This is a genomic window from Haliscomenobacter sp., assembly GCF_033763495.1.
Taxonomy (GTDB): Bacteria; Bacteroidota; Bacteroidia; order Chitinophagales; family Saprospiraceae; genus Haliscomenobacter.
The window spans coordinates 15,244-40,857 of the sequence record NZ_JANRKL010000191.1 but is presented as its reverse complement, the minus strand read 5'-3'; the positions used below and the strand labels follow the sequence as shown (position 1 = coordinate 40,857).

General features: G+C 46.1%; 21 protein-coding genes. 10 read left to right on the top strand and 11 right to left on the bottom strand.

The window, feature by feature from the left end:
* The first annotated feature begins 212 nt into the window (after nt 1-212).
* The 5 genes from SFV55_RS21830 to rluF all read left to right on the top strand — a co-directional run bounded on the left by SFV55_RS21830 (nt 213) and on the right by rluF (nt 4,211).
* Nucleotides 213-1,007, top strand: coding sequence for a class I SAM-dependent methyltransferase (locus SFV55_RS21830; protein WP_320031680.1), 795 nt, complete (start codon nt 213-215; stop codon nt 1,005-1,007).
* 7 nt (nt 1,008-1,014) lie between these two features.
* Nucleotides 1,015-2,220 carry a mannose-6-phosphate isomerase, class I gene (gene manA, locus SFV55_RS21825; protein WP_320031679.1) on the top strand — a complete coding sequence of 402 codons (1,206 nt, stop codon included), beginning with the start codon at nt 1,015-1,017 and terminating at the stop codon, nt 2,218-2,220.
* A gap of 9 nt (nt 2,221-2,229) precedes the next feature.
* The gene (locus tag SFV55_RS21820) at nt 2,230-2,718 is read left to right on the top strand and encodes a TlpA family protein disulfide reductase (protein WP_320031678.1); all 489 of its coding nucleotides are present in this window, start codon (nt 2,230-2,232) and stop codon (nt 2,716-2,718) included.
* 83 nt (nt 2,719-2,801) lie between these two features.
* Nucleotides 2,802-3,419, top strand: coding sequence for a thioredoxin family protein (locus SFV55_RS21815; RefSeq protein ID WP_320031677.1), 618 nt, complete (start codon nt 2,802-2,804; stop codon nt 3,417-3,419).
* Between the two features lie 72 nt (nt 3,420-3,491).
* Nucleotides 3,492-4,211: a 23S rRNA pseudouridine(2604) synthase RluF gene (rluF, locus tag SFV55_RS21810; protein WP_320031676.1), complete on the top strand. Its 720-nt coding sequence runs from the start codon at nt 3,492-3,494 to the stop codon at nt 4,209-4,211.
* 122 nt (nt 4,212-4,333) lie between these two features.
* Here rluF and SFV55_RS21805 read toward each other — a convergent pair whose 3' ends face one another.
* On the bottom strand, nt 4,334-4,492 hold the full coding sequence (locus SFV55_RS21805; RefSeq protein ID WP_320031675.1) for a hypothetical protein: 159 nt from the start codon (nt 4,490-4,492) through the stop codon (nt 4,334-4,336).
* An 83-nt stretch (nt 4,493-4,575) separates the two neighbouring features.
* Entirely contained in the window at nt 4,576-7,734 is a 3,159-nt protein-coding gene (locus tag SFV55_RS21800) for a VPS10 domain-containing protein (RefSeq protein ID WP_320031674.1), read from the bottom strand.
* Nucleotides 7,735-8,141: 407 nt separating this feature from the next.
* Here SFV55_RS21800 and SFV55_RS21795 point away from each other — a divergent pair, with 407 nt between their 5' ends.
* Together SFV55_RS21795 and SFV55_RS21790 are read left to right on the top strand one after the other, a co-directional pair.
* Nucleotides 8,142-10,301, top strand: coding sequence for a histidine kinase dimerization/phosphoacceptor domain -containing protein (locus SFV55_RS21795; RefSeq protein ID WP_320031673.1), 2,160 nt, complete (start codon nt 8,142-8,144; stop codon nt 10,299-10,301).
* Nucleotides 10,298-10,912, top strand: a complete 615-nt coding sequence (locus tag SFV55_RS21790; RefSeq protein ID WP_320031672.1) for a response regulator transcription factor — start codon at nt 10,298-10,300, stop codon at nt 10,910-10,912. Before SFV55_RS21795 ends, SFV55_RS21790 begins: the two co-directional genes overlap by 4 nt.
* Nucleotides 10,913-10,999: 87 nt before the next feature.
* On the opposite strand, the gene SFV55_RS21785 is transcribed toward SFV55_RS21790, so the two are convergent.
* From SFV55_RS21785 to SFV55_RS21765, 5 genes are all read right to left on the bottom strand, one after another.
* Entirely contained in the window at nt 11,000-12,187 is a 1,188-nt protein-coding gene (locus SFV55_RS21785; RefSeq protein ID WP_320031671.1) for a DUF1343 domain-containing protein, read from the bottom strand.
* 59 nt (nt 12,188-12,246) lie between these two features.
* On the bottom strand, nt 12,247-13,290 hold the full coding sequence (locus tag SFV55_RS21780) for an adenylate/guanylate cyclase domain-containing protein (RefSeq protein WP_320031670.1): 1,044 nt from the start codon (nt 13,288-13,290) through the stop codon (nt 12,247-12,249).
* A gap of 41 nt (nt 13,291-13,331) precedes the next feature.
* Nucleotides 13,332-15,482: an ATP-binding protein gene (locus tag SFV55_RS21775; protein ID WP_320031669.1), complete on the bottom strand. Its 2,151-nt coding sequence runs from the start codon at nt 15,480-15,482 to the stop codon at nt 13,332-13,334.
* Between the two features lie 213 nt (nt 15,483-15,695).
* Nucleotides 15,696-16,988 (bottom strand): aminotransferase class V-fold PLP-dependent enzyme, encoded by a 1,293-nt coding sequence (locus tag SFV55_RS21770; RefSeq protein ID WP_320031668.1) that lies wholly within the window; start codon nt 16,986-16,988, stop codon nt 15,696-15,698.
* A gap of 144 nt (nt 16,989-17,132) precedes the next feature.
* Complete coding sequence (locus SFV55_RS21765; protein ID WP_320031667.1) at nt 17,133-17,678, bottom strand: hypothetical protein; 546 nt, start codon at nt 17,676-17,678, stop codon at nt 17,133-17,135.
* 149 nt (nt 17,679-17,827) lie between these two features.
* Here SFV55_RS21765 and SFV55_RS21760 point away from each other — a divergent pair, with 149 nt between their 5' ends.
* On the top strand, nt 17,828-18,178 hold the full coding sequence (locus SFV55_RS21760) for an iron-sulfur cluster assembly accessory protein (protein ID WP_320031666.1): 351 nt from the start codon (nt 17,828-17,830) through the stop codon (nt 18,176-18,178).
* Between the two features lie 162 nt (nt 18,179-18,340).
* Here SFV55_RS21760 and SFV55_RS21755 read toward each other — a convergent pair whose 3' ends face one another.
* The 4 genes from SFV55_RS21755 to SFV55_RS21740 form a co-directional block, all read right to left on the bottom strand.
* Nucleotides 18,341-19,216: a hypothetical protein gene (locus tag SFV55_RS21755; RefSeq protein ID WP_320031665.1), complete on the bottom strand. Its 876-nt coding sequence runs from the start codon at nt 19,214-19,216 to the stop codon at nt 18,341-18,343.
* Between the two features lie 46 nt (nt 19,217-19,262).
* A complete protein-coding gene (locus tag SFV55_RS21750; protein WP_320031664.1) occupies nt 19,263-19,700 on the bottom strand; it encodes a MarR family transcriptional regulator in 438 nt (145 codons plus the stop codon).
* A 65-nt stretch (nt 19,701-19,765) separates the two neighbouring features.
* Nucleotides 19,766-21,031 (bottom strand): YeiH family protein, encoded by a 1,266-nt coding sequence (locus SFV55_RS21745; protein WP_320031663.1) that lies wholly within the window; start codon nt 21,029-21,031, stop codon nt 19,766-19,768.
* A gap of 204 nt (nt 21,032-21,235) precedes the next feature.
* Complete coding sequence (locus tag SFV55_RS21740) at nt 21,236-24,334, bottom strand: VPS10 domain-containing protein (protein ID WP_320031662.1); 3,099 nt, start codon at nt 24,332-24,334, stop codon at nt 21,236-21,238.
* Nucleotides 24,335-24,456: 122 nt separating this feature from the next.
* On the opposite strand from SFV55_RS21740, the gene SFV55_RS21735 reads away from it, so the two are divergent.
* Nucleotides 24,457-25,026, top strand: coding sequence for a Uma2 family endonuclease (locus tag SFV55_RS21735; protein WP_320031661.1), 570 nt, complete (start codon nt 24,457-24,459; stop codon nt 25,024-25,026).
* A gap of 119 nt (nt 25,027-25,145) precedes the next feature.
* Nucleotides 25,146-25,436 carry a hypothetical protein gene (locus tag SFV55_RS21730; RefSeq protein WP_320031660.1) on the top strand — a complete coding sequence of 97 codons (291 nt, stop codon included), beginning with the start codon at nt 25,146-25,148 and terminating at the stop codon, nt 25,434-25,436.
* Nucleotides 25,437-25,614 lie beyond the last annotated feature (178 nt).

The window sequence follows — 25,614 nt, the reverse complement described above, 5'->3', positions numbered from 1 at the left end:
AAAAAAAGTTGTCAGGGATGAGCACGAATTCCGGGCTTGCTCCTGACAACCGTTCCCCTTTATTTACTAGAACGCTGTTTAAAGAAACAAAAAAACGAAACATATGACACAGATGCAAATTTTTGGAAAAATAATTTAGAAATAAATGCGTTGCCATAGCGTTTGAGTACCTTCACCGGACCAAACCTTGTTTAATTTGGAGACTTACTGCTATGTTTGAATTTCACCAGGACAAACGCGTCTATTTTGATTATCAATACCGTACAGCCAAGGAATACATTTTGCCTTACGTACGTCGACATCACCCTTTGCCCACAGACTCCAAAGTGCTGGAGATTGGTTGTGGCGAAGCAGGAGTGCTCAAGGCTTTTTTGGAAGAAAACTGCCGTTGTGTTGGGATTGAATTGCACGAAAGCCGGATTGAAACGGCCAAGTCCTTCATGCCTGAACCCGTAGCTAGTGGGCAACTGCAACTTATCGCCCGGAACATTTACGACATTGACCCTGAAAAAGAGCTGGATTTTCGCTTTGATTTGATCATCCTAAAAGATGTGATCGAGCACATCCCGAACCAGGATCGTTTCATGCACTTTCTGCAAGCTTTTTTAGCTCCAGGAGGGGTAGTGTTTTTTGCCTTTCCACCCTGGTACATGCCTTTTGGCGGGCACCAGCAAATTTGCCGCAACAAGTGGTTGTCAAAATTGCCCTACTATCACCTTTTGCCAACCCCTCTTTACCATCAGGTTTTGCGTTGGGGCGGAGAATCGGCACAAACAATCCAGGAATTGCGGGAAATCAAGGATACTGGAATCTCCATCGAACGATTTGAACAGATCGTACACAAGCGCAATTACAAGGTCCTTCAACGCCAGATTTTTTTGATCAACCCGATTTATCAATTCAAGTTTGGCTGGGCCCCACGCACTCAAAATACCATCCTGAGCAAGTTGCCTTATGTGCGTGACTTCTTGTCTACGGCGGTATACTTTTTGGTGACTAAAAAATAATCTCGATATGAATCTTACTGTGCCCTTTTTGCTGGAAGGTGTGGTGCAACACTATGCCTGGGGAGGATTGCATTACATTCCCGAATTGTTGGATCAAGGCAACCCTGAAGGAGAGCCCTGTGCCGAATTGTGGTTGGGAGCCCACCCACGAGGAATGGCCATGGTACAAAGAAATGGGGAGGCAGCCCGCTCTTTGCAAAACCTGATTGAAGAAGACCCAACATCGATTTTGGGTCAGGCCACTGCTCAGCGTTTTGCCAACCAGATTCCCTATTTGTTGAAAATATTGGATGTGGACAAAATGCTTTCCATTCAGGCTCACCCCAATAAGGCTGAGGCTGAACAGGGTTTTGCGGCAGAAAATGCAGCAGGCATTCCACTCGATGCCTTCAACCGAAATTTTAAAGACGACAACCACAAGCCTGAAATGATGATGGCTTTGACGGACTTTTGGTTGTTACATGGTTTTGCATCCCTGGATAAAATTCGGCAAAACCTTCAGCAAACACCAGAATTGCATAGCTTACTGGACTATTTTGATGGTGAGTCCATTCGGCCTTTGTATGCAAAGGTTATGAGCATGCCGCAACTGGAGATTGATCAGGTGTTGGCGCCTTTGGCGGAGCGACTCCTGCCTATGCTGGCTACCGACCAATTGCCCAAAGCCTCTGCTGATTATTGGGCTGCCAGGGCTTTGCGCGATTTTAGAATTCCTGGTGGTCGTTACGATCGGGGTGTCATTTCCATCTACCTGATGAATGTGGTCAATGTAAAGCCGGGACAGGGGATTTTTCAGGATGCTGGGGTGTTGCACGCTTACCTGGAAGGTGTCAATGTCGAATTGATGGCCAATTCTGACAATGTGTTCCGTGGCGGCCTCACCGATAAACATGTAGATGCTGACACTTTGATTCAGCACCTTTCCTTTGAGCCGATTGAACCGAAAGTTTTTGGAGGAGAAGCAATCAGTGATACCATGACCCAGTTCAAAACCCCTGCACCAGATTTTGAGCTGAGTTTGATTCGATTGAGTACAGGAAAAAGCCACATCCAGACTGCTGCGGCTGGCCCGGAAATTTTGTTGGTATTGGAAGGAGAAGTGCTGGTCAATGACAATTTGCAGCTTGGTAAAGGACAAAGTTTATTTTTTCCTGCCGGAAGCCATTATACTTTGAGTGGAAATGCTGAAATTTACAAAGCAGGCATGCCCTAATTGAAACATATGAGAAAACTGACATTACTGACTGCGCTCATGTTGATGCTCAGCATGGGTAAGGCCCAAACAATTTATGAATCGTTTGAGGATTTTGCACCATTGTTGGCGCAAACGGGAAATGATACGACTTATGTGATCAATTTTTGGGCCACCTGGTGTGCCCCCTGTGTAAAAGAGTTACCCTATTTTGAAAAGTTACATCAGGGAATGGTTGTTCAAAAAATCAAGGTCATTCTGGTTAGTTTGGATTTTCGTAAAGATTTGGAAACCAAATTGAAACCTTTTTTGGCGCAAAGACAATTTTCTGCTTCTATCGCAGCGTTAGTAGACAGTAGACAAAACCTGTGGATCGATAAAATTGATCCCAGTTGGAGCGGCGCTGTTCCTGCTACCTTGGTATATCGTGGGAGCCAAAGACAGTTCAAAGAAGGGGAATTTGAAAGTTTTGAGGACCTACAGCAGTTTGTACTTCATTTTTTTGACCCCAAAAACTAATTCATGCGTCACAATTATAAACTGCTTTTAAGTTTTTCAGCATTGATGGTTTAGCTGCACTCAAAATATGAAATTCGACTGCGATGAAAACAAAAACAGGTTTTGGAATTGGTTTTTTTGCCAGTGTTTTTTTCCTCCTGACCCTTTTCCCGTTTGGGCCAATTAATCCTGGCCTGAAAGTAGGGGACATTGCCCCCGACTTTCAACTAAAAAGCACTTCAGGAAAAATGGTGTCCTTGAAGGACTACAAAAATGTCAAAGGGTACATTGTCGTATTTACATGTAATACTTGTCCTTATGCTCAGGCTTACGAACAACGGATCATCGATTTGCACAATAAAATGGCCCCTATGGGATGGCCAGTGGTGGCCATTATGCCCAATGACCCCAGCGTACAGCCTGGTGATGGTTTTGACAAAATGCTTGAGCGCGCAAAAGTGAAAAAATATCCTTTTGAATACCTCCTGGATGAGGGTCAAAAAGTATTCCCTATCTATGGCGCGGTTCGAACTCCTCATGTCTTTTTGCTGGATAAAGACCGCAAGGTGCGCTACATTGGTGGGGTGGACGACAACAGCGAAGATGAAACCCTGATCACCCGCCGCTATGTGGAAGAAGCCATTGCCGCGGTAGAAAAGGGGGGCGAACCTGACCCAAGTTTGACTAAGGCAGTGGGTTGTATGATTAAAGTGAAAAAATAAACGCCCAGCCTGTGTATGAATTTGTGTTAAATTTGCCCACCAATTCATACACAGGCCAAGTCGTTGTACCGCATGGATTCTATTAGCTTAAACAAATACATCTCGGACACGGGGATTTGCTCGCGCCGAGAAGCAGACAAATTTATTGAAACCGGACGGGTGCTGCTCAATGGAGTAGTGGCCATCAAAGGCAATCGGGTAGTGGAGGGGGATGAAGTTCTGCTCGACGGAAAACCTCTACGCCAAAATCCCCAACGCATTTACATTGCTTTTCATAAGCCCCGTGGTCTAACTTGTACCACCGATTTGCGCGACAAGACGAACGTCATCAGTTACATTAACCACCCACAACGGATTTTTCCGATCGGCCGCCTAGATAAAGACTCTGAAGGCTTGATCTTTTTGACCAATGATGGCGACATTGTCAACAAAATCCTGCGTTCCCGCAACGGCCACGAAAAAGAATACATTGTGGTGGTGGATAAACCCCTGGCACCCGATTTTGTGCGCAAGATGAGCAATGGTGTTCCCATTTTGGGCACTACGACTAAAAAATGTAAGGTGGAGCAAAAAGGCCGTTCCATTTTTAAAATTGTCCTGACCCAGGGCTTGAATCGCCAAATCCGGCGCATGTGTGAATATCTCGGCTACGATGTGGTCAAGTTGAAGCGTACTAGAATTATGTCCATCAAATTGGATGATCTGGCACCAGGGAAATGGCGCTATTTCAGCGAAGCTGAGATGTTGGAGATTGAGACCTTGTTGGAGGAGAGTACGAATAGTTATGAGTGAATAAAAGCGAAAAGCGAAAAGCAACACACCAGTTGTTTTTCAACGGTTTGCTGTCTTTTTTTTTATGAAAATTTGGAGCATTTGTAATTGCCCCATAATTTTTCGCTTTTCGCTTTTCGCTTTTACATCATCTTTATTGCCCGTACAAAATAAGTCAGGACAAAAGGCAGCGCCAGCCAGAACCATTCGTCGGCAACGGCAAAGAGGATGATCATTGCTACCAAAGAGATCAAAAAGAGCAACCAGTCTTTGGTTGTGGAGGTATTTGTAGCTTCTTCCATTTTTCAATGTTTTAATATGCGAGGCGAAGGTAAAAAAAGCTTCGGAAACTTTTACACCCACCCCCACACTTTCACACTCAAACCTAGTACGTATTGGTTGGCGGGGCAAAAAACGGCGCCATGTCCTTCTCCTTAAAACTGCTCATAAAGCTCTGCATAGCCTGGTTGATGGCCTCATTGGCTGGTTTCTTGCGGTTCCAGATTTTACGGATGTCGTTAAAACGGTCGGTAACACCTTGGGTGAGGCGTGGATCAAGCGCGTCGGCGCGCATTTTGAGGTCGAGCAATTCGGCATGCAAGCCATGTTTGTACACAATGGCGTCCTGGGTGCCCTGATGCGCAGGTTGCGTAAGCCCTTGTTCCCAGTTGTTGATTTTGGCAATGATGTCCCGGGCAGTCCCAACCATTTCACTATGCTCGCTGGAGTTTTCATACAAATCGAGAAGGCCGTTCAACCAGTTGCGCCATTCCCTGCGGTTGCTAATGGTTCGATGCATTTCCCGAATCACATTTTCCATTTCCTCCAGCTTCAGGCTCTGCAAGGTGTAATCCTCTGCTGATCCTACTATTTTAGGGTTGGCCATCACCATCGCTTTGGCCATCACCGTATCTTTGGTACCGTACAATAAGATCGTATATTCCCCCGGAGGAACCATGCTCCCCCGAAGGTCACCCATAATGAAGAGTTCTGGAATGCCCGGCAACATATTGCGCCGCAAATCCCAAACCAATCGATTTAACCCTTTTTGATTTGGTAAACTAGGCTGCCCCAATGCCACATTGGTTTGTTCGTGCATTTCATCCACCCAACTGGTGTACTTACGCATCGCTTTACCATGGGCGTTGCGGATTTCCAGGCTCAGACTATCGATTTCTTCAGGCAAAATAAAACTGATGGTCATCCCTTCCGCAGAATTGCCTACACTGGACGCCAGGGTGGGGTCATCTTGTTGCTCTCCGGCAAATCTGTAGGCGGTTTTGGGTGGGCAGAGGGCAATTCCCGTTTTGCCCATGATGGTTTGGTTGTAGTGAAAACAGGCCAAATCATCCAGAACCCAGATACCACGACCAGCCGTAGAAGCAATCAAATCGTTGTCGTGAATCTGGAGATCGGTAATGGCACAAACTGGCATGTTGAGCTGGAATGGATGCCAATGTTCACCGCCATTGATGGAGATGAAAAACCCAGATTCGGTACCCGCGTACAACAAATCCTTTTGCCGGGGGTCTTCCCTCACTACCCGCACAAAATCATTGATACCAAACCCAGCGGTGATTTGTGTCCAGTTGCGCCCATTGTCGGTACTGCGGAAAACGTATGGTTTGCGGTCACCAAAACGGTAACGACAAGCTACAATGTAAACGGTATTGGGATCATTTGGAGATACTTCAATGGAGTTGATCAAACTCTCTGGCAGGTTTTTTGGGGTACGCTCTTCCCATGATTTGCCATCGTTCCGCGTGAAATGAACCCGTCCATCGTCGGTACCTACCCAAATTACACCTTCTTTATGAGGTGAAGGTGCAATGTAACTGATGGTATTGTAGTTTTCAGCCCCAGCCCCTTCATTCAAAAAGGGGCCGCCACCTTCCATTTGGTGGCTTGTATCGTTGCGGGTAAGATCAGGGCTGATTTCAGTCCAACTGATGCCTCCATTTTCAGTTCTAAGCAACAGTTGTGCACCATGGTACAGTACCTTAGGGTTTTGAGGAGAAACCACCAATGGGGCATTCCAGTTGAAACGGTATTTCAAATCGCGAGGCCGGGAAGCCAGCGCGATTTCTGGATAGGCCATAATGTCTTTGCTCGTCTCGGTGGGACGATGCCAGGCACTGACGTTTCCCTGATAGTTGGTACCGTAAACCCATTCAGGATGATTGGGGTCGAGGGCCAAAAATGCACTTTCGCCACCAGCAACCTGGTACCAGTTGTTGCCCAAAACTTCCGAGCCACTTACCCTACTGGGAATACCCATAGCCCCATAATCTTGTTGAGCAGTATAAATGTGGTAAGGAAAACCATTATCGCAGGCAATCCGGTAAAATTGACCAGTAGCTTGATTGTTTTGTGAAGTCCAGGATTTGCCGCCGTTAAAAGAAATGCAAGCTCCCCCATCGTTGGCAAGGATCATGGTTTGGGGATTGGTAGGATTGATCCACAAATCGTGCTGATCAGCATGGGGACTAGGCAGGCTACTAAAGGTTTTGCCCCCATCCATCGATTTGAGCAGGGGAATATTGAGCACGTAAATAAGGTCTTGATTTTTTGGGTCAGCCACTACCTTGTTGAAATACCAGGCCCTGGCGTAGGTTTGGCGGTCATTGCTGACCTGCAGCCAGGAATTACCACCATCGTCGGAGCGAAAAATTCCGCCATTGTCTGCTTCAACTACGGCATACAAACGATCCGTATTACTGGGCGCGACACAAATTCCAATTTTTCCCATTGAACCTGGAAATCCTTGGTCCAGTTTTTTCCAACTTTCACCGGCATCTGTTGATTTATACAGCCCTGAGCCCGCACCACCACTACGTATGTACCAAGGGCTCCGTTGGTGATCCCACATTGAAGCATACAAAATACGGGGATTTTGGGGGTCCATGACCAGGTCAGCTGCACCAGTACTAGGGTTGATGGATAAAATGTTTTTCCAGGTTTTTCCACCATCTGAGGTTTGGTACACTCCTCTTTCCTTGCTGTTTTTGTACAAAGCACCTTGCACGGCTACATAAACCAAATCGGGGTTGTTGGGATGAATACAGATGTCGGCAATGTGTTCAGATTGTACCAGTCCAGTGTGCTCCCAGGTTTTTCCACCATCAACTGACTTGTAAACGCCATCACCAGTGGAAGTCATGACGCCTCTTACCGCATGTTCACCCATACCAACGTACAATACGTTAGGATCGGAAGGAGCAATGGCAATGGCACCAACGGAGCCACTTTGAAAAAATCCGTCTGAAATGTTGAACCAACTCCAGCCTGCGTCTTCGGTTTTCCAAAGACCTCCACCAGTTGAGCCAAAATAATAGACCATTGGATTGTTAGGAAGCCCTACAGCAACAACACTGCGCCCACCCTGGTAAGGGCCGATACTGCGCCATTTGAGGGCCTGATAAAATGCGGCATGGAAGGGGCGGTTTAATCCTCCTAAGCCTTGGTACTTGTTTTGAGCCGACGCAACTTGGGAATAAAGTACAACGTATACTATTGCGATGCCGGCTACGAGTAATTTTCTCATAGTTGTCGCTTTGCCTTCCCTGTTCATGGGGGGAATGATTCAAGGTTTGATTACAGTGTGAAAAATTTAGGTTTTGGGAACAAATAACCCTGAACAGATACGATTTGTATTAGCTTGAACGATAAATAAGTACAGTTGCCTAGAGGGGAATAAAAAATCGATTGTCAAAAGTAGGTAAAGTTTTACAAAAAACCTAGCATTCAACTCCATGAAAAGCAATATTTTGATGAGTTGCTATTATTTAACGGTAGTTTTTAGAGCGCAAACGGAAGTGGTGTTTTAAACAGGTTTTTTCAATGTGAACTGGAAATGAACTTGTAGCACCTAAATTCCACCTGGATTCATATACGTAAAACTTAGATTTTTGATACACGAACGGATGATTTATTTTTGTTAAAGTTTTTCTCATGATTAACAATATGGCTAAATACTTCCTTTTTTTGATTTGCTGCATCGGATTTTTTGGTTTGCCCGCCCAATCCAGGTTGGATCCACTATTGAATTTAGATCCCATTTTTTCAGTCGCTTTCGACAGTTTGAATGCTGGGCGCCACCAAGCCACCATCAGCTTGTTAAACCAGGCAAAAAAGCAATATAAAGAGCAGACCCAACTCCTCAAATACACGGGTGCCTTGATAATGTTAGGAAAAGTTTATGCTGATCTTCAACAATTTGACAGCACACTGATCTTTCTCAACGAGGCACTGCGCATCACCCAAAACATTGGGCATGAAAAAATTGCAGCAAACATTGAAGAAGGCCTGGCGAGGGTATATCTACAGAAAAAAAATTATCCCTTAGCGAAAAAGCATTATTACCATTTTGCGGCTTGGTGTTTTAGAGAAGGGAAACCCAAGGCTAAGGTACAAACCTGTTTACAACTGGTCCAGATTTACACCCGGGCGGTTGAACCCGATAGCACCCTTAAATATTTGCGAAAAGGCTTAAGCTTTGCGAAAGGTCACGATTTTCCAGTTTTACAATACAAATTGAATCAGATGTCTGGATTGTCCCACAACAATCAGAACCATGCTGATTCAGCCTTGTACTATTTTCATCAGAGTTTGGCGCTATTGGAAAAAAGTGGCCATACTGAACGCAGTGTAAATGTCTACTTAAACATCACACATGTTTTTTTAGAGCATCACAATACCCAAAGAGCCCGAAAATACCTGGACATGGCGCGTAGAAACGCTCAAGGTAACTCCCCAGGATTTATTGCTGCCATGATCAAACACTATGAAGGCCGCGTTCTTGCCGCAGAAAAGAAGTATCCTGAGGCCATCAATGCCATGAATAAAGCCCATGCAGCATTTGAAAAACTGCCTGATGCCCATAAACACCCCCTCATGCAAGCCCGATGCCTCAAGGCATTGGCGGAGGTTTACCACGAGATGGGCGAGGATGAAAAAGCGCTGGAAAAGCTTCGTTTGTCCAAAGCAATGGACGTAAAAGTGTTCAAACGGTATAATGAAATGCAAACTGAGCTTCTGGAAGCCGCCATTCTTAGTGAGCAGGATGCCATTGATGCCTCTGATGATTTGTTGATGGAAAATTTGATCTGGGCGCAAAAATCCGAAAACTTCAGTACTCAAATCAAGTTGTACGAAACGCTGGCAGCTAATGCACGCAAAAAGAAAAACACCGAGCAAGCATTGGCTTATTTGGAAAAAGTTCGATTGTTGGAAGACCAATTAGACCCCGTTCTGCAAGCCAATAAACTCAATGAATTGGAAAGTAAAACCCAGGATGAATCCATTAAAAGCCTGCAGGTGACTAACATTCAGAATACTCGACAACTTAAATCTACACGAATAAAGGCAATATTATTGATCAGCGTATTGTTGTTGTTCGCTTCCATTGCATTGTGGCTTTATCGACGCAAAAAGCAACAAGCAGCACAAATCCAATTGGAAAAACAACAAATCGAAACTTCCCTACAAGAAAAAGAACTACTGCTCAAAGAAATTCACCACCGCGTGAAAAACAACATGCAGGTTATCTCTTCTTTGCTCAATTTGCAATCCAAGGGGGTTCAGGACCCCGTGGCCCTCAAAGTGATGCGGGATGGTCGGGACCGGGTACGCTCCATGGCTTTGATCCACCAAACCTTATACCAAAACAACGATTTCAGCAACGTTGCCACCGCCGACTACTTCCACAAACTGGCCGAAAACCTCTTCCATACCTATAACATTGATCAACAACGGGTGCAATTGGTGTCCCAAATTCAACCCCTGAAGTTCAATGTCGACATCATGATTGCCCTGGGACTCATCCTCAACGAGCTGATCAGCAACACCCTGAAATATGCCTTCCCGAATGAACAAAGTGGGGAGGTGCGAATATCCCTTTCTGCCAACGCAGACCAGGTAGAGTTAAAAGTGGAGGACAATGGCATTGGTTTTCCGGCCAACTTTGCTCCGGATACTTCACGTTCCATCGGCTTTTCCCTGATTAATGCATTTACCCAAAAATTGGGTGGCTCTTTGCAACTGAACAATGCAGAAGGTGGGGCCAGGGCCAGTCTGATTTTTCCAATCAATAATGCTACTTTAGCGGCATGAGTAAGTTTTCTGTTTTAATAGTCGAAGATGAACCAATGATTGCGCACGACCTGGAAGCTGCGCTCAACAACCTGGATTATTCCGTGTGTGGGATCGCCTACAACCCCAACATGGCCCTGGACAAACTGGCCCAACGCCAGGCTGATTTGGTCATTCTGGATGTACACCTCGGCAGCGGCCAGGCCGATGGCATTTCCATCGGGCAAGTCATCCACGATAAATACCACCTGCCCTTCATTTACCTGACTTCTTTTACCGACCGTGCCACCTTGGATCGCGCCAAACAAACTTACCCTATGGCCTATTTGGTCAAACCCTTTGAAGAAGACGAACTTTTCCGCACGCTCGAAATCGCCCTGCATACCTACAGCCGCCTCAATCCCAGCACCAGCAGCGACCTGCAACGTTTCAACGCCCAACTCAACGACCCACTAAGCAACAAAGAAATGGAAGTATTGGCCGACCTACTGGCCTGCATGACCAATCGGCAAATTGCAGAAAAGCATTTTTTGAGCGTGAATACAATTGGCACCCACGTGAAGAATATTTTTGGAAAATGTGGGGTGAATGGACGGATGGAGCTGATGAAAAGGGTGGGAGGGGAGTTATAATGACGAATTATTCGAATGACGAATGACGAATGCTGGGCTGCCCCAATTCGTCATTCGTCATTCGAATAATTCGTCATTTATCATCATTCACTCATACAACAAATACTTTTTCCGCATCTCTTTATACCTCGAAAGCCCTGGCTCCCAGCTCTTGCGGATTTCCTTTTCCTTTTTCCCCGCCATGATCTGCTCTTTGAATTTTTTGGTGCCTGCCAAAAAATCGATGTTGCCCATTTGGCGGCTTTGACTACGGTCGAAGAATTTTTCCTTGATCGGATAGGCCTTATACAGGTCGATCATCCAGCGGATGTTGATGCGGCCTTTTTTGCGGAAGGAGTCCAGTTTGTATTCCCGCAAGTCGAGGCCATAGCACTCCTGATCCTGGTGCAGCGGCGTTTCAGACATGCCTTTGATGCTTTTCGGCGTAAAGGAAAAATCGAAATTGCCCTTCAGTGCCGGGGCACCCAATATTGTAAAAGGCATATAAGTACCCCGGCCCTGGCTCACAATGGTGCCTTCAAACAAACAAAGAGAAGGATAGAGCAGGATCGACTGTTGGGTATTCAAGTTGGGTGAAGGTGCCACGGGCAAGGTGTAATCCCTACCGTGGGTATAATTTTTGAGCGGGATAATTTTGAGCTTACACTGCTGCTTGTTGGCGATCCAGCCTTCTCCGTTGATCATTTGGGCGAATTCGCCAATGGTCATTCCGTGGGTGATGGGGATCGGGAAACGGCCAATTCCGGATTCCAGCGCCATATCCAGAATGGGCCCGTCCACATAATCGTTGGGATTGGGCCGATCCAATATGATCATTTCTTTGCCCGCTTCGGCACAAGAGCGCATTGCGTCGCGCAGGGTATTGATGTAGGTATAAAAACGGCAACCAACATCCTGGATGTCAAAAACAAGCACATCGATTTGGGCCATTTCCTCCGGGGTAGGGCGGCTTTTTTTACCGTACAGGGAAACGATTTTGATGCCCGTTTTGGGATCTACTTCGTCAGCTACGTGATCACCATTGCTGGCGTTGTTGCGAAAACCGTGTTCGGGACCGAAGATGAGTTTGATGTCTACATCCAAGGCTTGCAAGGTATCTACACTCAGTTTTTTGCCAATGATAGAAGTTTGATTCACCAACATGCCCACTTTTTTACCTTTTAAGTAGGGCAAATAGGCCTCAATTTGCTCTGCGCCGGTTAGGATTGGTTCGTCAGGGCCTGGTTGATATACAATACTGCACAGGAGTAAAAACGGCAACCAAAGCAATTTCATGAGTGGGAGGTTTGACGGTTAGGAAAAAACTTTAATGGTCAAATGTAGGAAAAAATGCTTTATTCAACTACCTCGTACATGGAGACAGGCTGTGTTTTGTTCTTCACCTGAACATCCTCTTTTCGCTTGCAAACAAAGGCTTGTTTGATCAGTTGATAAGTATTTTCTCCCACCAATACTTCTCCAGGCCCTCCACTGGATTGGATGCGTTGGGCGGTGTTGACCACGTCACCGATGACGGTATAATCCAGGCGTTTAAGGGAAACTGAGCCAATGTTTCCGGACACCATTTCTCCACTGTTGATACCAACCGATACATTCGGACTATAATTAACCCCCACATTTTCTTCCTTTTGAATGGCACAAATTTTTTTTACCACCGCCAGGGAAGCCTCAACCGCTTTGTCTGCGTGAAATTCACCCCGGAACACGGCCATCACTGCGTCGCCCATAAACTTATCCACATAGCCTCCGTGATGGGTAACTTCTGTAACAATCAGATCGAAGTATTTATTCAAAATTTTAACCACCACGTCCGGTGCTTCGTTTTCGGCGATGGTGGTGAAACCACAAATGTCAATAAAAACGACACTTGCCTCAATGGTTTCGTTGGAAAAAAGACTACGTTCAAAATCACAGCAGGCCATAAAATTTAAAACGGTGGGGTCGACATACATCTTCAGGATGTTGTTCTCCCGCAGCGCCTGAACGGTGTTTTGCAATTGACTAACGTAGCCCAGGGTTTTGTCAATCGTAGTTTCGAGGTCATCAAAGTTGATGGGTTTACACAAAAAATCAAAGGCGCCCCGGTTCATGGCAAGGCGAATATTGTCCATGTCGCCGTAGGCAGAAACAATGACCGTTTTTATCAAAGGATTGATTTCGTGCAATTTGAGCAAAAGGCTGAGTCCATCCAGCTTAGGCATGTTGATGTCACTCAGAATGGTGTGAATAGTGGGGTCGTTGTTGATGATGTTGAGTGCCTCCAAACCATCACTGGCGAAGAAAAACTCGTATTTGCCCTCGCGAATTTGGCGACGTAATTTTTGTTTGATCAGGATTTCCAAATCTTGTTCATCATCAACCACCAGGACTTTATTCATAACGTTTTCTTTTAGCTTATCAATAATTGGTTATTTGTAACTCAGACAAGAGGTAGTTGAATGATAAAAGTAGTTCCCTGACCCTCTTGAGATTCAACCAGGAGGTTTCCCTGATGCCCTTTGGTAATGATGTCGTAACTGAGCGATAAACCCAACCCTGTTCCCTCTCCGCTCGGTTTGGTAGTAAAAAAGGGCTGGAAAATTTTGCCTTGCAAAGCAATGGGAATCCCCGAACCATTGTCGCTGATCCTGATTTCAATGCCCTGTTCATTTAGATGGCTACTGGCAATTACCTTGGGCTGGTAATCTTTGTCTCCACCTCGTTTAAACCGTTGATCAACACTATAAAAAGCATTGTTGAACAAGTTGAGTAAAACCCGGCCAATGTCTTGAGGGACCAAAGTTATTAAAGGCAACTGATCGGAAAGCTCCAAAGCGAAATCAGCCTGGAAACCTTTGCTTTGGGCCCGCAAACCATGGTAACTCAATCGCATACACTCATCAATGAGGGCATTGAGATCGGTGGCTTCTTTTTTGCCCGTGCTGGTACGCGAGTGGTCCAGCATGTTTTTGACGATGCTGCTGGCCCGTTTACCGTGATGATTGATTTTATCCAGATTTTGTTTCAGGTCGGTGGCAATACTTTGTACTTCTTCCGTATTGCCCTGATTGAGCTCTGTTTGCAACTCATCGATCATTTCACTGCTGACTTCGGCAAAGTTGTTGACAAAGTTGAGCGGATTTTGGATTTCGTGGGCGATGCCCGCCGTGAGCTCACCCAAGGAGGCCATTTTTTCGCGTTGAATGAGCTGGGTTTGGGTACTCCGTAAGGTTTCGAGGGATTGTTGGAGCTCGGTGGTGCGTTCAGCTACCTGACGCTCAAGGGTTTCGTTTTGGGCGGCGAGTAGTGCTTGTTTTTCCTGTTCCTGAGCCAAGTTTCGTTGGGAGAGCAGCTCCACTTCCTTTAACTTTTTAGCTAAGGATTGGCTGGCGAAAGAGGACTCTAAGGCAAGGTAAATGGAAACTGCTACCGGTATGCTGATAAACCCAAGGTTGATCGCAAGACTACCCCAAATCCAATTGGGGCCGGCTGGGATATAGCCCCAAGCAAACATATAGAAAAGGAATAAAAAGACCCAATAACCAATTGAACCTACAAGGATGATCTTTGCCCCTCTTTGTTTCTTTCGGGTAGCCACCCAAGCGATGCGGCCAATTTCGAAAACAACCAGTGTGCTTGCCAGCATAAAGCCCAGGTCATAACCATGGTGGTAGTTACCATACAGGATGAACACACTTGCACATAAGTAAAGCGACAAAAACCAGTAAATCAGACCTTTTGGGGTGGTAAAAATAGAATAGGTTCCTTGTAAAAAGAAAAACCAATTGAGTCCATATGAAATGCTCACGGTGCTTAGAAAAAACATTTTGGTACTAGCCAAGTCGACGTGTCGATACACTACTGAGATGATAAAAAGCAATAAAAGGTTAATCAGCGCAAACAAGAAGAAATATAAGTTAGCCTTTTCTTTTTTGTTAAAGTAGAATAAAGCAAAATGAATCACTGCCATAATGAGGTAAAGGCCAAAACGACTAAATTCAAAGTATGGGGTAAGGTCATTGAGTAAATACCTGCCCAAATTATGGATTTCGAATAAACGCAAAGAAAGGGCAACATTTCGCCGGCCTGCAAAAACAATGTACGGCAGATTTTTTTGCACCGCAAAACGAACTGCCAATACCTGTGCTCCAGATTGGTAAAGGGGAAGCCCCAACGCAGTCCCATTCCTGGGCGTGAAGGCCACTACCTTACCATCTTGATCGCCTATTTTTCCAAAGCTTCCGATCATTTTACCATTCAAAAATATTTCCGAAGCCCCGGTTTGGGCCACGATACAAGCCAATGTTTTTTGCGTAAAACTGCTGTCAATAGTGAATTTGAGCCGAAACCATACTGTTCTGGATTTCCAGAGTTCAGGGATGTTTTTAAAATCTTGAGTAGGATCAATGGCTTTCCATTGGGAATCATCGTAGTCCGTTTTCGTCCATTCCGGATCGTCGCCCACCTGCATTTTCCAGCCCTGATTGAGCACAAGACCATTAGTTGGGATGCTATCAATAGACAATAAATCCTGCTTTTGAGCAAAAGAAGAAAAGGAACACAACAATAAAAATAAGGTAAAATATCTCATGCTCAGGCATTGGTGCTTGGAAGATTCCATTCAAAGATAATTATAAATCTTCCGGGAATTATAGGATTATTCTCCCAATGGATAGAATTGGTTTCCGAATGAATAGAAATACACTCCGAATAGATTAGCATTTAAAGTGGGTTTAAGGTTTATTGAAAAAACAGCACGCCACAAAGGTATGACATACTGTTTTTTCTATGGTAAATCCTAAACTCACACCTGCTTGCTCAACTGTTCAATCGCTTTCACCAAGGTATCCAATTCCCTCGTAGTGGTATACACATTCGGAGTCAAACGCACCCCTTTGATGTTTTCCCACTCGATGGCTACGTTGTGGATTTTATAGTTTTGGTGTAAAAAATTGGAAACTTCAGCGGGTTTTTTCCCTTCAACAGTAAGCAAACCAATCGCACAGCCGTATTCGAGCTTGAGCGAGGTTTTGACTTTCACTTTGGGCATGGCATTGGCTTTTTCGGCCCAGTAGTTTTTTAGGTAATGCAAACGTTTTTCCTTGCGTTCGCCTCCGATCATCTCGTGGAAGTCGATGGCCTGGTTGATGCCCTGCTCAATGGCGAAGGAACGGGTGCCCAGGTTTTCAAACTTACGGATGTCTTCACTTTCCGCATCTGGAGCAGCCAACAGCGGGTAGAGGTTTTTGATTTTTTCCTTTTTTACATACAACATCCCACTGCCAAATGGCGCACAAAGCCATTTGTGTAAACTGGTTCCAAAATAATCGCAGTCCAGATCAGCCACGGAATATTGGAAGTGGGCAAAGGTATGCGCGCCATCAACCAGTACTTCAATGCCCCGTTTGTGGGCTTCTTTGGCGATTTCTTTAACGGGCAGGATTTGCCCCATCCAGTTGATGAGGTGGGTAATTTGTACCACCTTGGTTTTGGCGCTGAATGCGTCTACAAAACTTTTGACCAGGTAGTTTTTATCCTCCGAAGGCAATTCCAGGTTGATCCATTTCAGGACGATACCATCCCGTTTTTCCCGCTGCTTCCAGGCGTTGATCATGTTGGGATAATCCTGTTTGGTCAATACGACCTCGTCTCCAGCTTGCAGGCGCAGCCCAAAAATAATGGTTTCCAGAGCTTCAGAAGAGTTGCGGTTGATGGCTACTTCTTCTTGAGATACTCCGGCCAAATCTGCCAGACGCCGGCGCAAGGGTTCACGGCCTTCATCCAGGGTGCGCCACATGTAGTAGGAGGGCGTTTCGTTGCTGAGGCGATTGTAACGCTCCACGGCTTCTTGTACCACCTTGGGTTGCGGGCAAACGCCACCATTGTTGAGGTTGATCAGGGCCGATGAAACAGTATAAGCTTGGCGGACCTGGTACCAGAAAGTTTCATCCTGGATGCTATCTTCCAGACTCAGCCCATTGATGCGCTCGATGCTTTGCAAAAAAGATTTCCCTTGTGCGCTGTCCAAAAAGGGCGGAGTTGCCCCTAATGCAGCCAATGCACCGAATTTTTGGAGAAAATTCCGACGTGTTGTCATGGCAAATTTGGTTTTTCCGTTTGGTCTTTATGTATCCAGGACAAGATAACGAAAAAATGCAAAACCATGAGTGGAATGACGAATGGTTCGAATGACGAATGACGAATTTTGGGCTACCCTGAAATTCGTCATTCGTCATTCGAATTATCCCAAAAAGCTCGCTACCTCGGTTTTCAAAGCTTGCAGAGCTTTTTCGGAAGCCCCCCCTCCGCGTTGACCAGAGATACTGATGATGTTGTCATGCAATTGGCGCGCATCAGATTTGTTGTCCAACCCCTCCGATGCATGGGCAATTACGTTTAAGGTATCCTCTCCAGCCATTTTGATGATCTGCCACAATTGGGACGAGAGGTAGATTTGTTGGGTCACATTGTGCTCGTATTCCTGGCGTATATTGAGCATTAAAGCCAGCTTGTATTCTGCAACATTTACACCCTCCGGGCGAAGGCGCATTAGGAGGTTTTCGGGAGCAATGCGCTCGCAATATAGCGCCATGCGCTCATAGGCCTGCAAACGTATGGTAAGCAAGTTGTCATTGACAGGTTGTGTGGGAGTTGTTTGTTGAACCGCCTGGGGCAAGGCCGCCCTGGATTCAAAGTAATTTTTTAATAAATCTTTGAGAATGGCATACACAATCAAGGCAGCAATGGCAAATTTCAAAACCTCTAGCAAAGCGGGCATCAAATCCATAGTGGTATTTTTTCTGATAAAAACGAATACAAAGGTAGCGGCTTCAAACGATTTTACTGAAATTTTTCTTGTGTCTGCAACCAAAAAAGGGCTGCTGGTGTTTCAAAAATTGTATCTTTGCACGTAGATTCAATCTAAATAACTACAGCATGAGCGAAGTTTTGACTGAAGCAAAACCGATTTCCCTGACCGCTGGCGCCGTTAAACAACTACAACGCATCAAAGCGGAACAAAATATTCCTGATCATTACGGCCTGCGCGTAGGCGTGAAAGGTGGTGGATGCTCGGGTTTTTCCTATATGTTGGGCTTCGACGAGTCCAAAGACAACGATTCCACTTACGAGATCGAAGGCATCACCGTATTGATGCAAAAAAGCCATGCCATTTATTTGCTGGGTATGGAAATAGATTGGCAAGAAGGTTTGCAAAACCGGGGATTTGCCTTCAATAATCCAAATGCCAAGGAAACTTGTGGCTGCGGGACGTCGTTTTCGGCGTAAGCGGAACACAATTTTCCCTAAGTAGCTTTTTATTGCCACAGAGGAAAAAAAGAGGGCACAAAGGACACAAAGTTAGACGTTGACAACGCTTTTCTTTGTGTTCTTTGTGCCTTTTTTTTTCCCATTTGTGATAAAAAAGTGCCGCTTTTGCCCCAATTAACCTCATAGTGCCATTGTCTTAGGTTTCCCCAAAAGCACCCAAGCCACCACAAATCCCCAAATAAAGGTAGAGCTGGCAGTTTCCAAGAAATGTGGATAACGAATCTCCGCTGGCATATAAGGATTGGGCAGCAACAATTGCGCGCAATGCAAAACACTGAACAGAGCTCCCAATAGAAAAGCACCTTGTAACCGGCTCCCTCTAAAATAGAATAAAAACGGCCAAGCCAGGAGAAACCACAAAAAGGCCCTCCCTACTTGCAAAAAGTACAATCCATCCATAAAAAAGCCCAAAAATCCAGCTACCATTCCCTCATTGTTGGCATCACCAGTATAATATTGGCGGATAGCCTGGAACTGCCAGGCAATAAAATAACCAGCCAGCCAATAGAGGAGGGGATAAACGACTACAACCAAAAGCAGCACTTTTCCTATGGTCAGCTGGATCAGCGATCCACCTGTAGTCGCTTGATTTTTATGCTTTTGCGTAAAGACCAACTGGCCTGAAACCAGCAGGGCAAACAAAAAACCACCCACCACTGTTTGTAACATCTCTTTTGAGCTCATCCCCACTGCCGACTGAAAAGCCCAGGCTTCAATTTGACTCATCACAAATTGGATGCCAAACAAAAAACTGAAAATTGTTAAAAAACGCTGAAACCTATTGCCGTCCAATCGGCGATGCACCCAGAGCAATACCCCAATTTCAAGTGCGATCATCAGGAATAAAAGAATTAGGGTTTTTCTTGAATCTTCCTCGGTTTCAGGAAGCGAAACTTTAAATAGGGCCTGACTCAGGCCGAAGCCCAAAATCCAGCACAGCATAGTGCCAATGCACATCAGCAACCAGAGCCCTATACTTGATACTAGTGTTTTCATGCGTGAAATTATTTAGTTGCATATGCAACTGTTAGGGTAAATTTTTTTAAACCTGTTTGAGCATTTGGGACAAAGTACCACAAGCGACCTGCACCTGTTCCACGGATAGGCCCGCCAAAATTTCGAAGTACAATGCACCTGAAATTTGGACCATTTGTTCTTGTTTTTGTTTGCCCAAGGCAGTGAGAGCTACTCTTTTGCTGCGTTTATCCAGGGCGTCATCCGCTCGTTCCAGCAGCAATTCTCTTTCCATGATGTGCAAAATGCGGGTGATGGTAGCCTTGTCACGCCCCAGTGCTTCGGCAATTTCCTGTTGGGTCAAGCCGTCCTGGTAATAGAGTAAGGCGAGCACACTAAATTGTTCGACAGTAACACCTAATTTGGCCGTACGAAAAGCATGGGTAAGCCGCTTGTGGAAGCGGTGGGTCAGTTCACCAGCGAGATACAAGGGGTTTTCGGAAAGACTGTTTGGGTTGGGCGTCATAAATGGTTGCGTATGCAACCAAATTTAAGGCGTAATTTTGTAAAATGCAAATCGAGTTTTACATTTTAGCGAAACAGGAGGTAAGCCAAAATCAAAGTAACGATGATGTTGAAAAACTGAGCGATCAAAAAAGCCCAAAATGGCTTCCTGAATCCATCCTTAAACAAATCAGAAAACTTCGTTTCCAAACCAATACTCGTGAAAGCCAGTCCAAACCACAAAGTTTGAATATTCTTCAAATGGCCTTTCACCTCTTTGACGGTATCAGGCTCCAGCAAAAAAGAAAAGATTAGAGAAGCTACCAGAAAGCCCAAAACAAACTTGGGGAAACGATCCCAAATCACTCTTACCGTAGGTTTCTCTACCGGCATTCCTTCCGCTTGTTTTCCCGTCAAAGTCCAATACAAGCTAATAAAAAAGGCGGCAATACCCAGCAATACGTTTTGTGAGAACTTCACAATGGTACTCACTTCCAGCGCTTTTTCACCTACCATGGAGCCCGATGCGACAACGGCCCCTGAGGTATCTATGGTACCACCCAACCAGGCCCCGGTAATCTCTTGCGACAATTGCATGTAATTGGCCAAAATGGGCATAAAAATCATCATCGGGATGGCTACGATCAATACCAAAGACACTACAAAGGACAATTTTTTGCTATCGCCATTGATGGCACCTGCAGTCGCAATAGCGGCCGATACCCCGCAGATGGACACCGCACTGGACAACATAAAGGCCATTTCTTCGTCAATTTTCCAACGGCGGCACAACCAATAAGAAAAATACCAGACGCTAAATACCACTACCAGAGATTGCACCAAACCTAGGGTGCCATTTTTAACAATATCGCCAAAAATGACGCTACAGCCCAGCAGCACCAGACCAATTTTGACAAACAACTCCGTGGTTAAAGCAGCACTGAACCAGGCTGGTATATTAAACAACTGCCGAATGACCAAACCCAGTAACAAACTGAAAATCACCGCCTCCAGGTTGAGGGATTTAACAAAGCCATTCCCGGTAATGATTTGTGCAATCAAGGTGAGCAAAAACAACAGGGGGAAGCCCTTCAAAAAACCAGTCAATTTTCCTCCGGTAAGCAGCACGCCCAGTGTTCCTCCAACGTAGACAAACAAAAATTGCGCAGCAATTTTACCCAGATTGGACAAAGAAAACACCCCACTGAACAGCTCAGCTCCGGTTTTCCAGCCATATTCCGGAGCAGGTAGTACAAACAAGCCAACGGACAGTGCAATAATGGTAAATCCGATGGCGACAGAGGCCCAATCTTCGTGGAGGATGACCCGTTTCGGAGCGGTAGAAACTTCCATTGAACAAGTTTTGTGAAGGATGGATAGATGAAGCTTTGACAAATGATGAGTCCAAAACTAGTTTATTTTTTGAAGGAAGAAAATTAAACATGAGTCATCCCAAATTTTTGAAAAGCCAACCGCGGCTATGCAAGATTGAATCACTCCGTGATTCTAATTGCCTTCTAAAGCTAAACTTCGGGATGACTCATGTTTAAAAAGGGTTTACTTTTCAACTTTATCCTTGATCTCCTTCAATTGCAAAGCAGTCAATTGCTTGTTCAAGCCCGGCAGCGCTCCCGAAATGGTAGTTTCCAGCTTGCTCAAATGGCCGTCCAACTCTTTGCTCAACTCTGCAAAAACCTTGTGTACACCCGCTGTTGGTTTGGCATCGCCAGATTCAAGACTGCGGCGAACAGCGGAAATCCGGTTGCCCAACTTGATCGGGAAGTTCAAAGGATCCTGCCCACTCTGGTTTTTGGTTTGGTACAAATCCTCTTCAATGACGGTGAGTTTGGCATTCAAGTCCTTGGCGGCGGTTGTGAAGCTGGCATCGGTGGTTTCCTTCATCCGCGCTTCCATTTGTTTGCGCAGATTGCGGATTCGAATCACTGCTTCGTTGTTTGCACTTTCCTTTTCCCGAATTTTCATGGCTACCTCAAATTGTTCCTGCAAATCGGCAGCCGTGATGCCTTTCAGGTTGGGGTTCATCAAAATTTGGAAAGGGTAGGTTTGGGAATAAGCACCAGCTGTAAATTTGACCTGGTACTGGCCCAAGGGGGCCTTAGGTCCATTTTGAGGACGGGCACCCCACATGATCATGCCATCGAATACCGTAGCCCCAGGGTAACGCAGGTTCCAGGAGAAGGTGTTGAGTCCGGCTTCTGCACCAGGCTTGGGACCAGCGCCCGGACCACCCGATCCACGTTGTGCGGGTGCATTATCACCTTTGAATGCCTGAATCAGTTTTCCTTGAGCATCCAGGACTTCAATTTTCACAGAGTCCACTTTTTCCTGCAAATAATACTGGAACACTGCGGTAGTTATGCCCCGAATGGCGTCGGCAGGTTTGAACAAAATGGCTGCCTGTTTCCGGTTTTCCGGGGTGAGCTGGCGGAAAGGATGGATGTCGTCCAGAATCCAAAATCCGCGTCCGTGTGTACCCAATACCACATCATTGTCCTTGATTACCAAATCGCGGATGGGGGTATCGGGCAAGTTCAATTGTAAAGGCTGCCAGTGGTCGCCAGCATCGAAAGACACATATACTCCGTGCTCGGTGCCCAAAAACAGCAACCCTGGTCGCACATGGTCTTCTCGTACTGCCCGGGAAAAATGGCCATCGGCGATACCGGTGACGATTTTGGTCCAGGTTTTGCCAAAATCACGGGTGCGGAACACGTAAGGTTGGCGGTCGTCCACCTGATAGCGGAAGGCGGCCACGTATGCGGTACCTGGTTGGTGTTTGGATTCGTCAATGATGCCTACTACGGAGTTTTTGGGCAAATCTTTAGGCGTAATATCCTGCCAGGATTTGCCACCATCGCGGGTGATATGGATTTTGCCATCATCCGAACCCGCCCAAATGGTGTTGATGTCGTGGTTGGAAGGGGCCAGGGCAAAAACAGTTGCATATATTTCCGGCCCATTCATGTCTTTGGTGATTTCACCACCCGTAGGCCCGAGGGTTTCGGGGTCGGCATAGGTCAGGTCTGGGCTGATTTTTTCCCAACTTTGCCCGTCGTCTTTGGTGCGCCATACGTGCTGAGAGCAGGTGTAGAGTACGTTGGGGTCTTTGGGTGAAAAAACGATCGGATAAGTCCATTGCCAACGTTCGGGCAGCGCACTGGCAGGTTCGCCAGAGAAAAACAGAGGATACACTTGAATATCCCGGATTTGACCATTACTGCGGTCGTAGCGGGTGAGCAGCGCCCCTTGGCTGCCAGCATAGAACAAGTCTTTGTTGGTAGGGTGTGGCGCAATGTAACCACTTTCGCCGCCACCTACCGCATAATACCATCCGTGATTGGGGCCGCCAGCCTGCATGAAGTCCCAGCCGTCACTGGGCATGGCCAAAGTACTGTTGTCTTGTTGGGCACCCGCTACATGGTAAGGCACATCGTTGGTAGTAGTAACGTGGTAAAACTGGGTGGTGCAGTAGTCCTGTTCCGTCCAACTCTCGCCGCCATTGACCGAAACCACAGCTCCTCCATCGTCGGAAAGGATCATCCGTTGGGGGTTGTTGGGATCGATCCATAGGTCGTGGTGATCTCCGTGCTGGGTACTGATTTCTTTGTCAAATTTGACCCCACCATCGGTGGATTTGTAAAAATCTACATTGAGGCAATAAACCCCATCTTTGTCAAATGGATCGGCATAGATGCGGGAGTAATAAAAGGCGCGTTGACGCAGTTTACGCTCATCGTTGACCTTTTTCCAGGACCAGCCGGCATCGTCCGAACGGTAAACCCCTCCATCATTGGCTTCCACAATGGCCCAAAGGCGGTTGTTGTCTACGGGAGAAACCGTGATGCCAATTTTACCCAAAGTGCCCGTGGGCATACCCGGGTTGCGGCTCAGATCGATCCAGGTATCGCCACCGTCGACCGACTTCCAGAGTTTGCAGTCGGGCCCACCGCCCCACATTTTCCAGGTTTTGCGGTATACCTGCCAGGTTGTGGCGTAGATGATTTTAGGGTTTTTGCGGTCGATGATCAGATCTGCTACCCCAGCTTTAGGACTAACGTAGAGGATCTTTTTCCAGGTGTTGCCACCGTCCATGGAGCGGAACAGGCCCCGTTCTTCATTGTCGCCATAAGGATGCCCCAGTGCGCCCACGTATACGATGTCAGGGTTGGTAGGGTGTACTCTAATGCGGGAAATGGCCTGGGTTTCTTTCAGACCGAGGTGCCGCCAGTTTTTGCCTCCATCGCTGGATTTGTAAACCCCATCGCCTTGGGTGATGCTTCCGCGCAACTGGGTTTCACCACCACCAATGTACACTACATCGGGATTGGTTTCGGCCACGGCCACCGCCCCGATTGAAGAGCAGGAGATTTTTCCATCGGTAACGGGAAGCCATTCCTGACCGCCATCGGTGGTTTTCCATAATCCACCGCCGGTAGCACCGAAGTAGTACTCATTGGGTCGACCAGGACTTCCGGCACAACCCAGAGAGCGGCCACCACGCAGGGGGCCAATGTTGCGCCATTTGAATTTTTCGAAGTATTTGGCTTCGTAAGGATTGGAGTAAGCATTTGGATTTTGAGCCTGTAGGCTATTGGAAAGGACCAGGCCAAAAATCACCCACAACAGTTTTTTCATACTAAAATGGTTAGGATAGAGGTGAGTTTCAAAACTAAAAGGATTTTTTGGATTGGCAAAAAAGGGGAGGATTGTCTTTGTCAAATGTTTGCTGTATTTTTGTAAAAACCAAATCAATAACCATGACTACCAGGAGCGCTACTCAAGAACAGGTTTTGCCCGAAAAAATATCCTGGGAAACATTCCAGAATGAATACCTCGCTCGTGAGGACAATTATAAGTATGAATGGGTCAATGGCCAAGTAGAAAAAACGGAGCGCTCAATGGATAGAACTCAATTATTTATTTCACGTAATTTGACCCAATTTCTCTATCGCTTGAAAGCCATTAATCCAAGTGTTAACGGAGAGTTGATTGCCGAAGGAGATGTGTTTTTTGCGGGAAACCACCGCCATCCTGATATTGCCTATTTTACAGATGAACAAATTGATGCGGCTCGGTATAATGCAGACATCCACCCCGATTTTGTCATTGAAGTAATTTCCAAAAATGACCAGTTGGAGCGAGTGGCTGAAAAAATGGAGAATTACCGAAAAGCAGAAGTTGAGGTGGTTTGGCACGTTTTTCCTACCCGCAACGAGGTACACGTGTACCGGGGGAAACAAATGATGGTATGTACTGGCGAGGATTTGTGTTCAGCTGAGCCAGTGATTCCGGGCTTTGTGATCAGTGTGAATGAGATTTTTAGGTAAAAGGCTTATTTTTAATTAATATTTCGTGCCCAATCTCCTTATTCCGCTCTTGGCTTCGAAAGAATTGGAGGAAGTATTTGGATTTTCAGTTTTTAGGCTATTGCAAACATAAAACGAAAATGGATTTTAGTACTTTTCAAGAATCGTTTCAGCAACTTACTCCGCCTGATTTTTCCAATCCATTGCTCCTGGCTCTCTGGCACGAAGGCCGCGGCGATTGGGATGCTTCGCACAATATCGCCCAGGATGTGCATTCCAAAGAAGGTTCCTGGGTCCATGCCTATTTGCACCGCAAGGAAGGGGACATCTGGAATGCCGATTATTGGTACAATCGGGCTGGGCGGAAGCGGCCCTCGTATGGCTTGGAGCAGGAATGGCGGGAAATGGTGGAGTGGTTTTTGGAACACTGAGCAAGCAAATCATTCGAATTGTTGGTGATTATTGTTCCAATAGGCTTCAATAAAATCCCATTTGTCGCTGTAATACCCAGCTTCTCTTGAGTTTGTGTTCAATAATCTTCATCGGGTCGTCCTGGCAGACGTAATAATTCTCCTCCCCAATTTTCAAGGAATCTTTTAGCATGGGGTA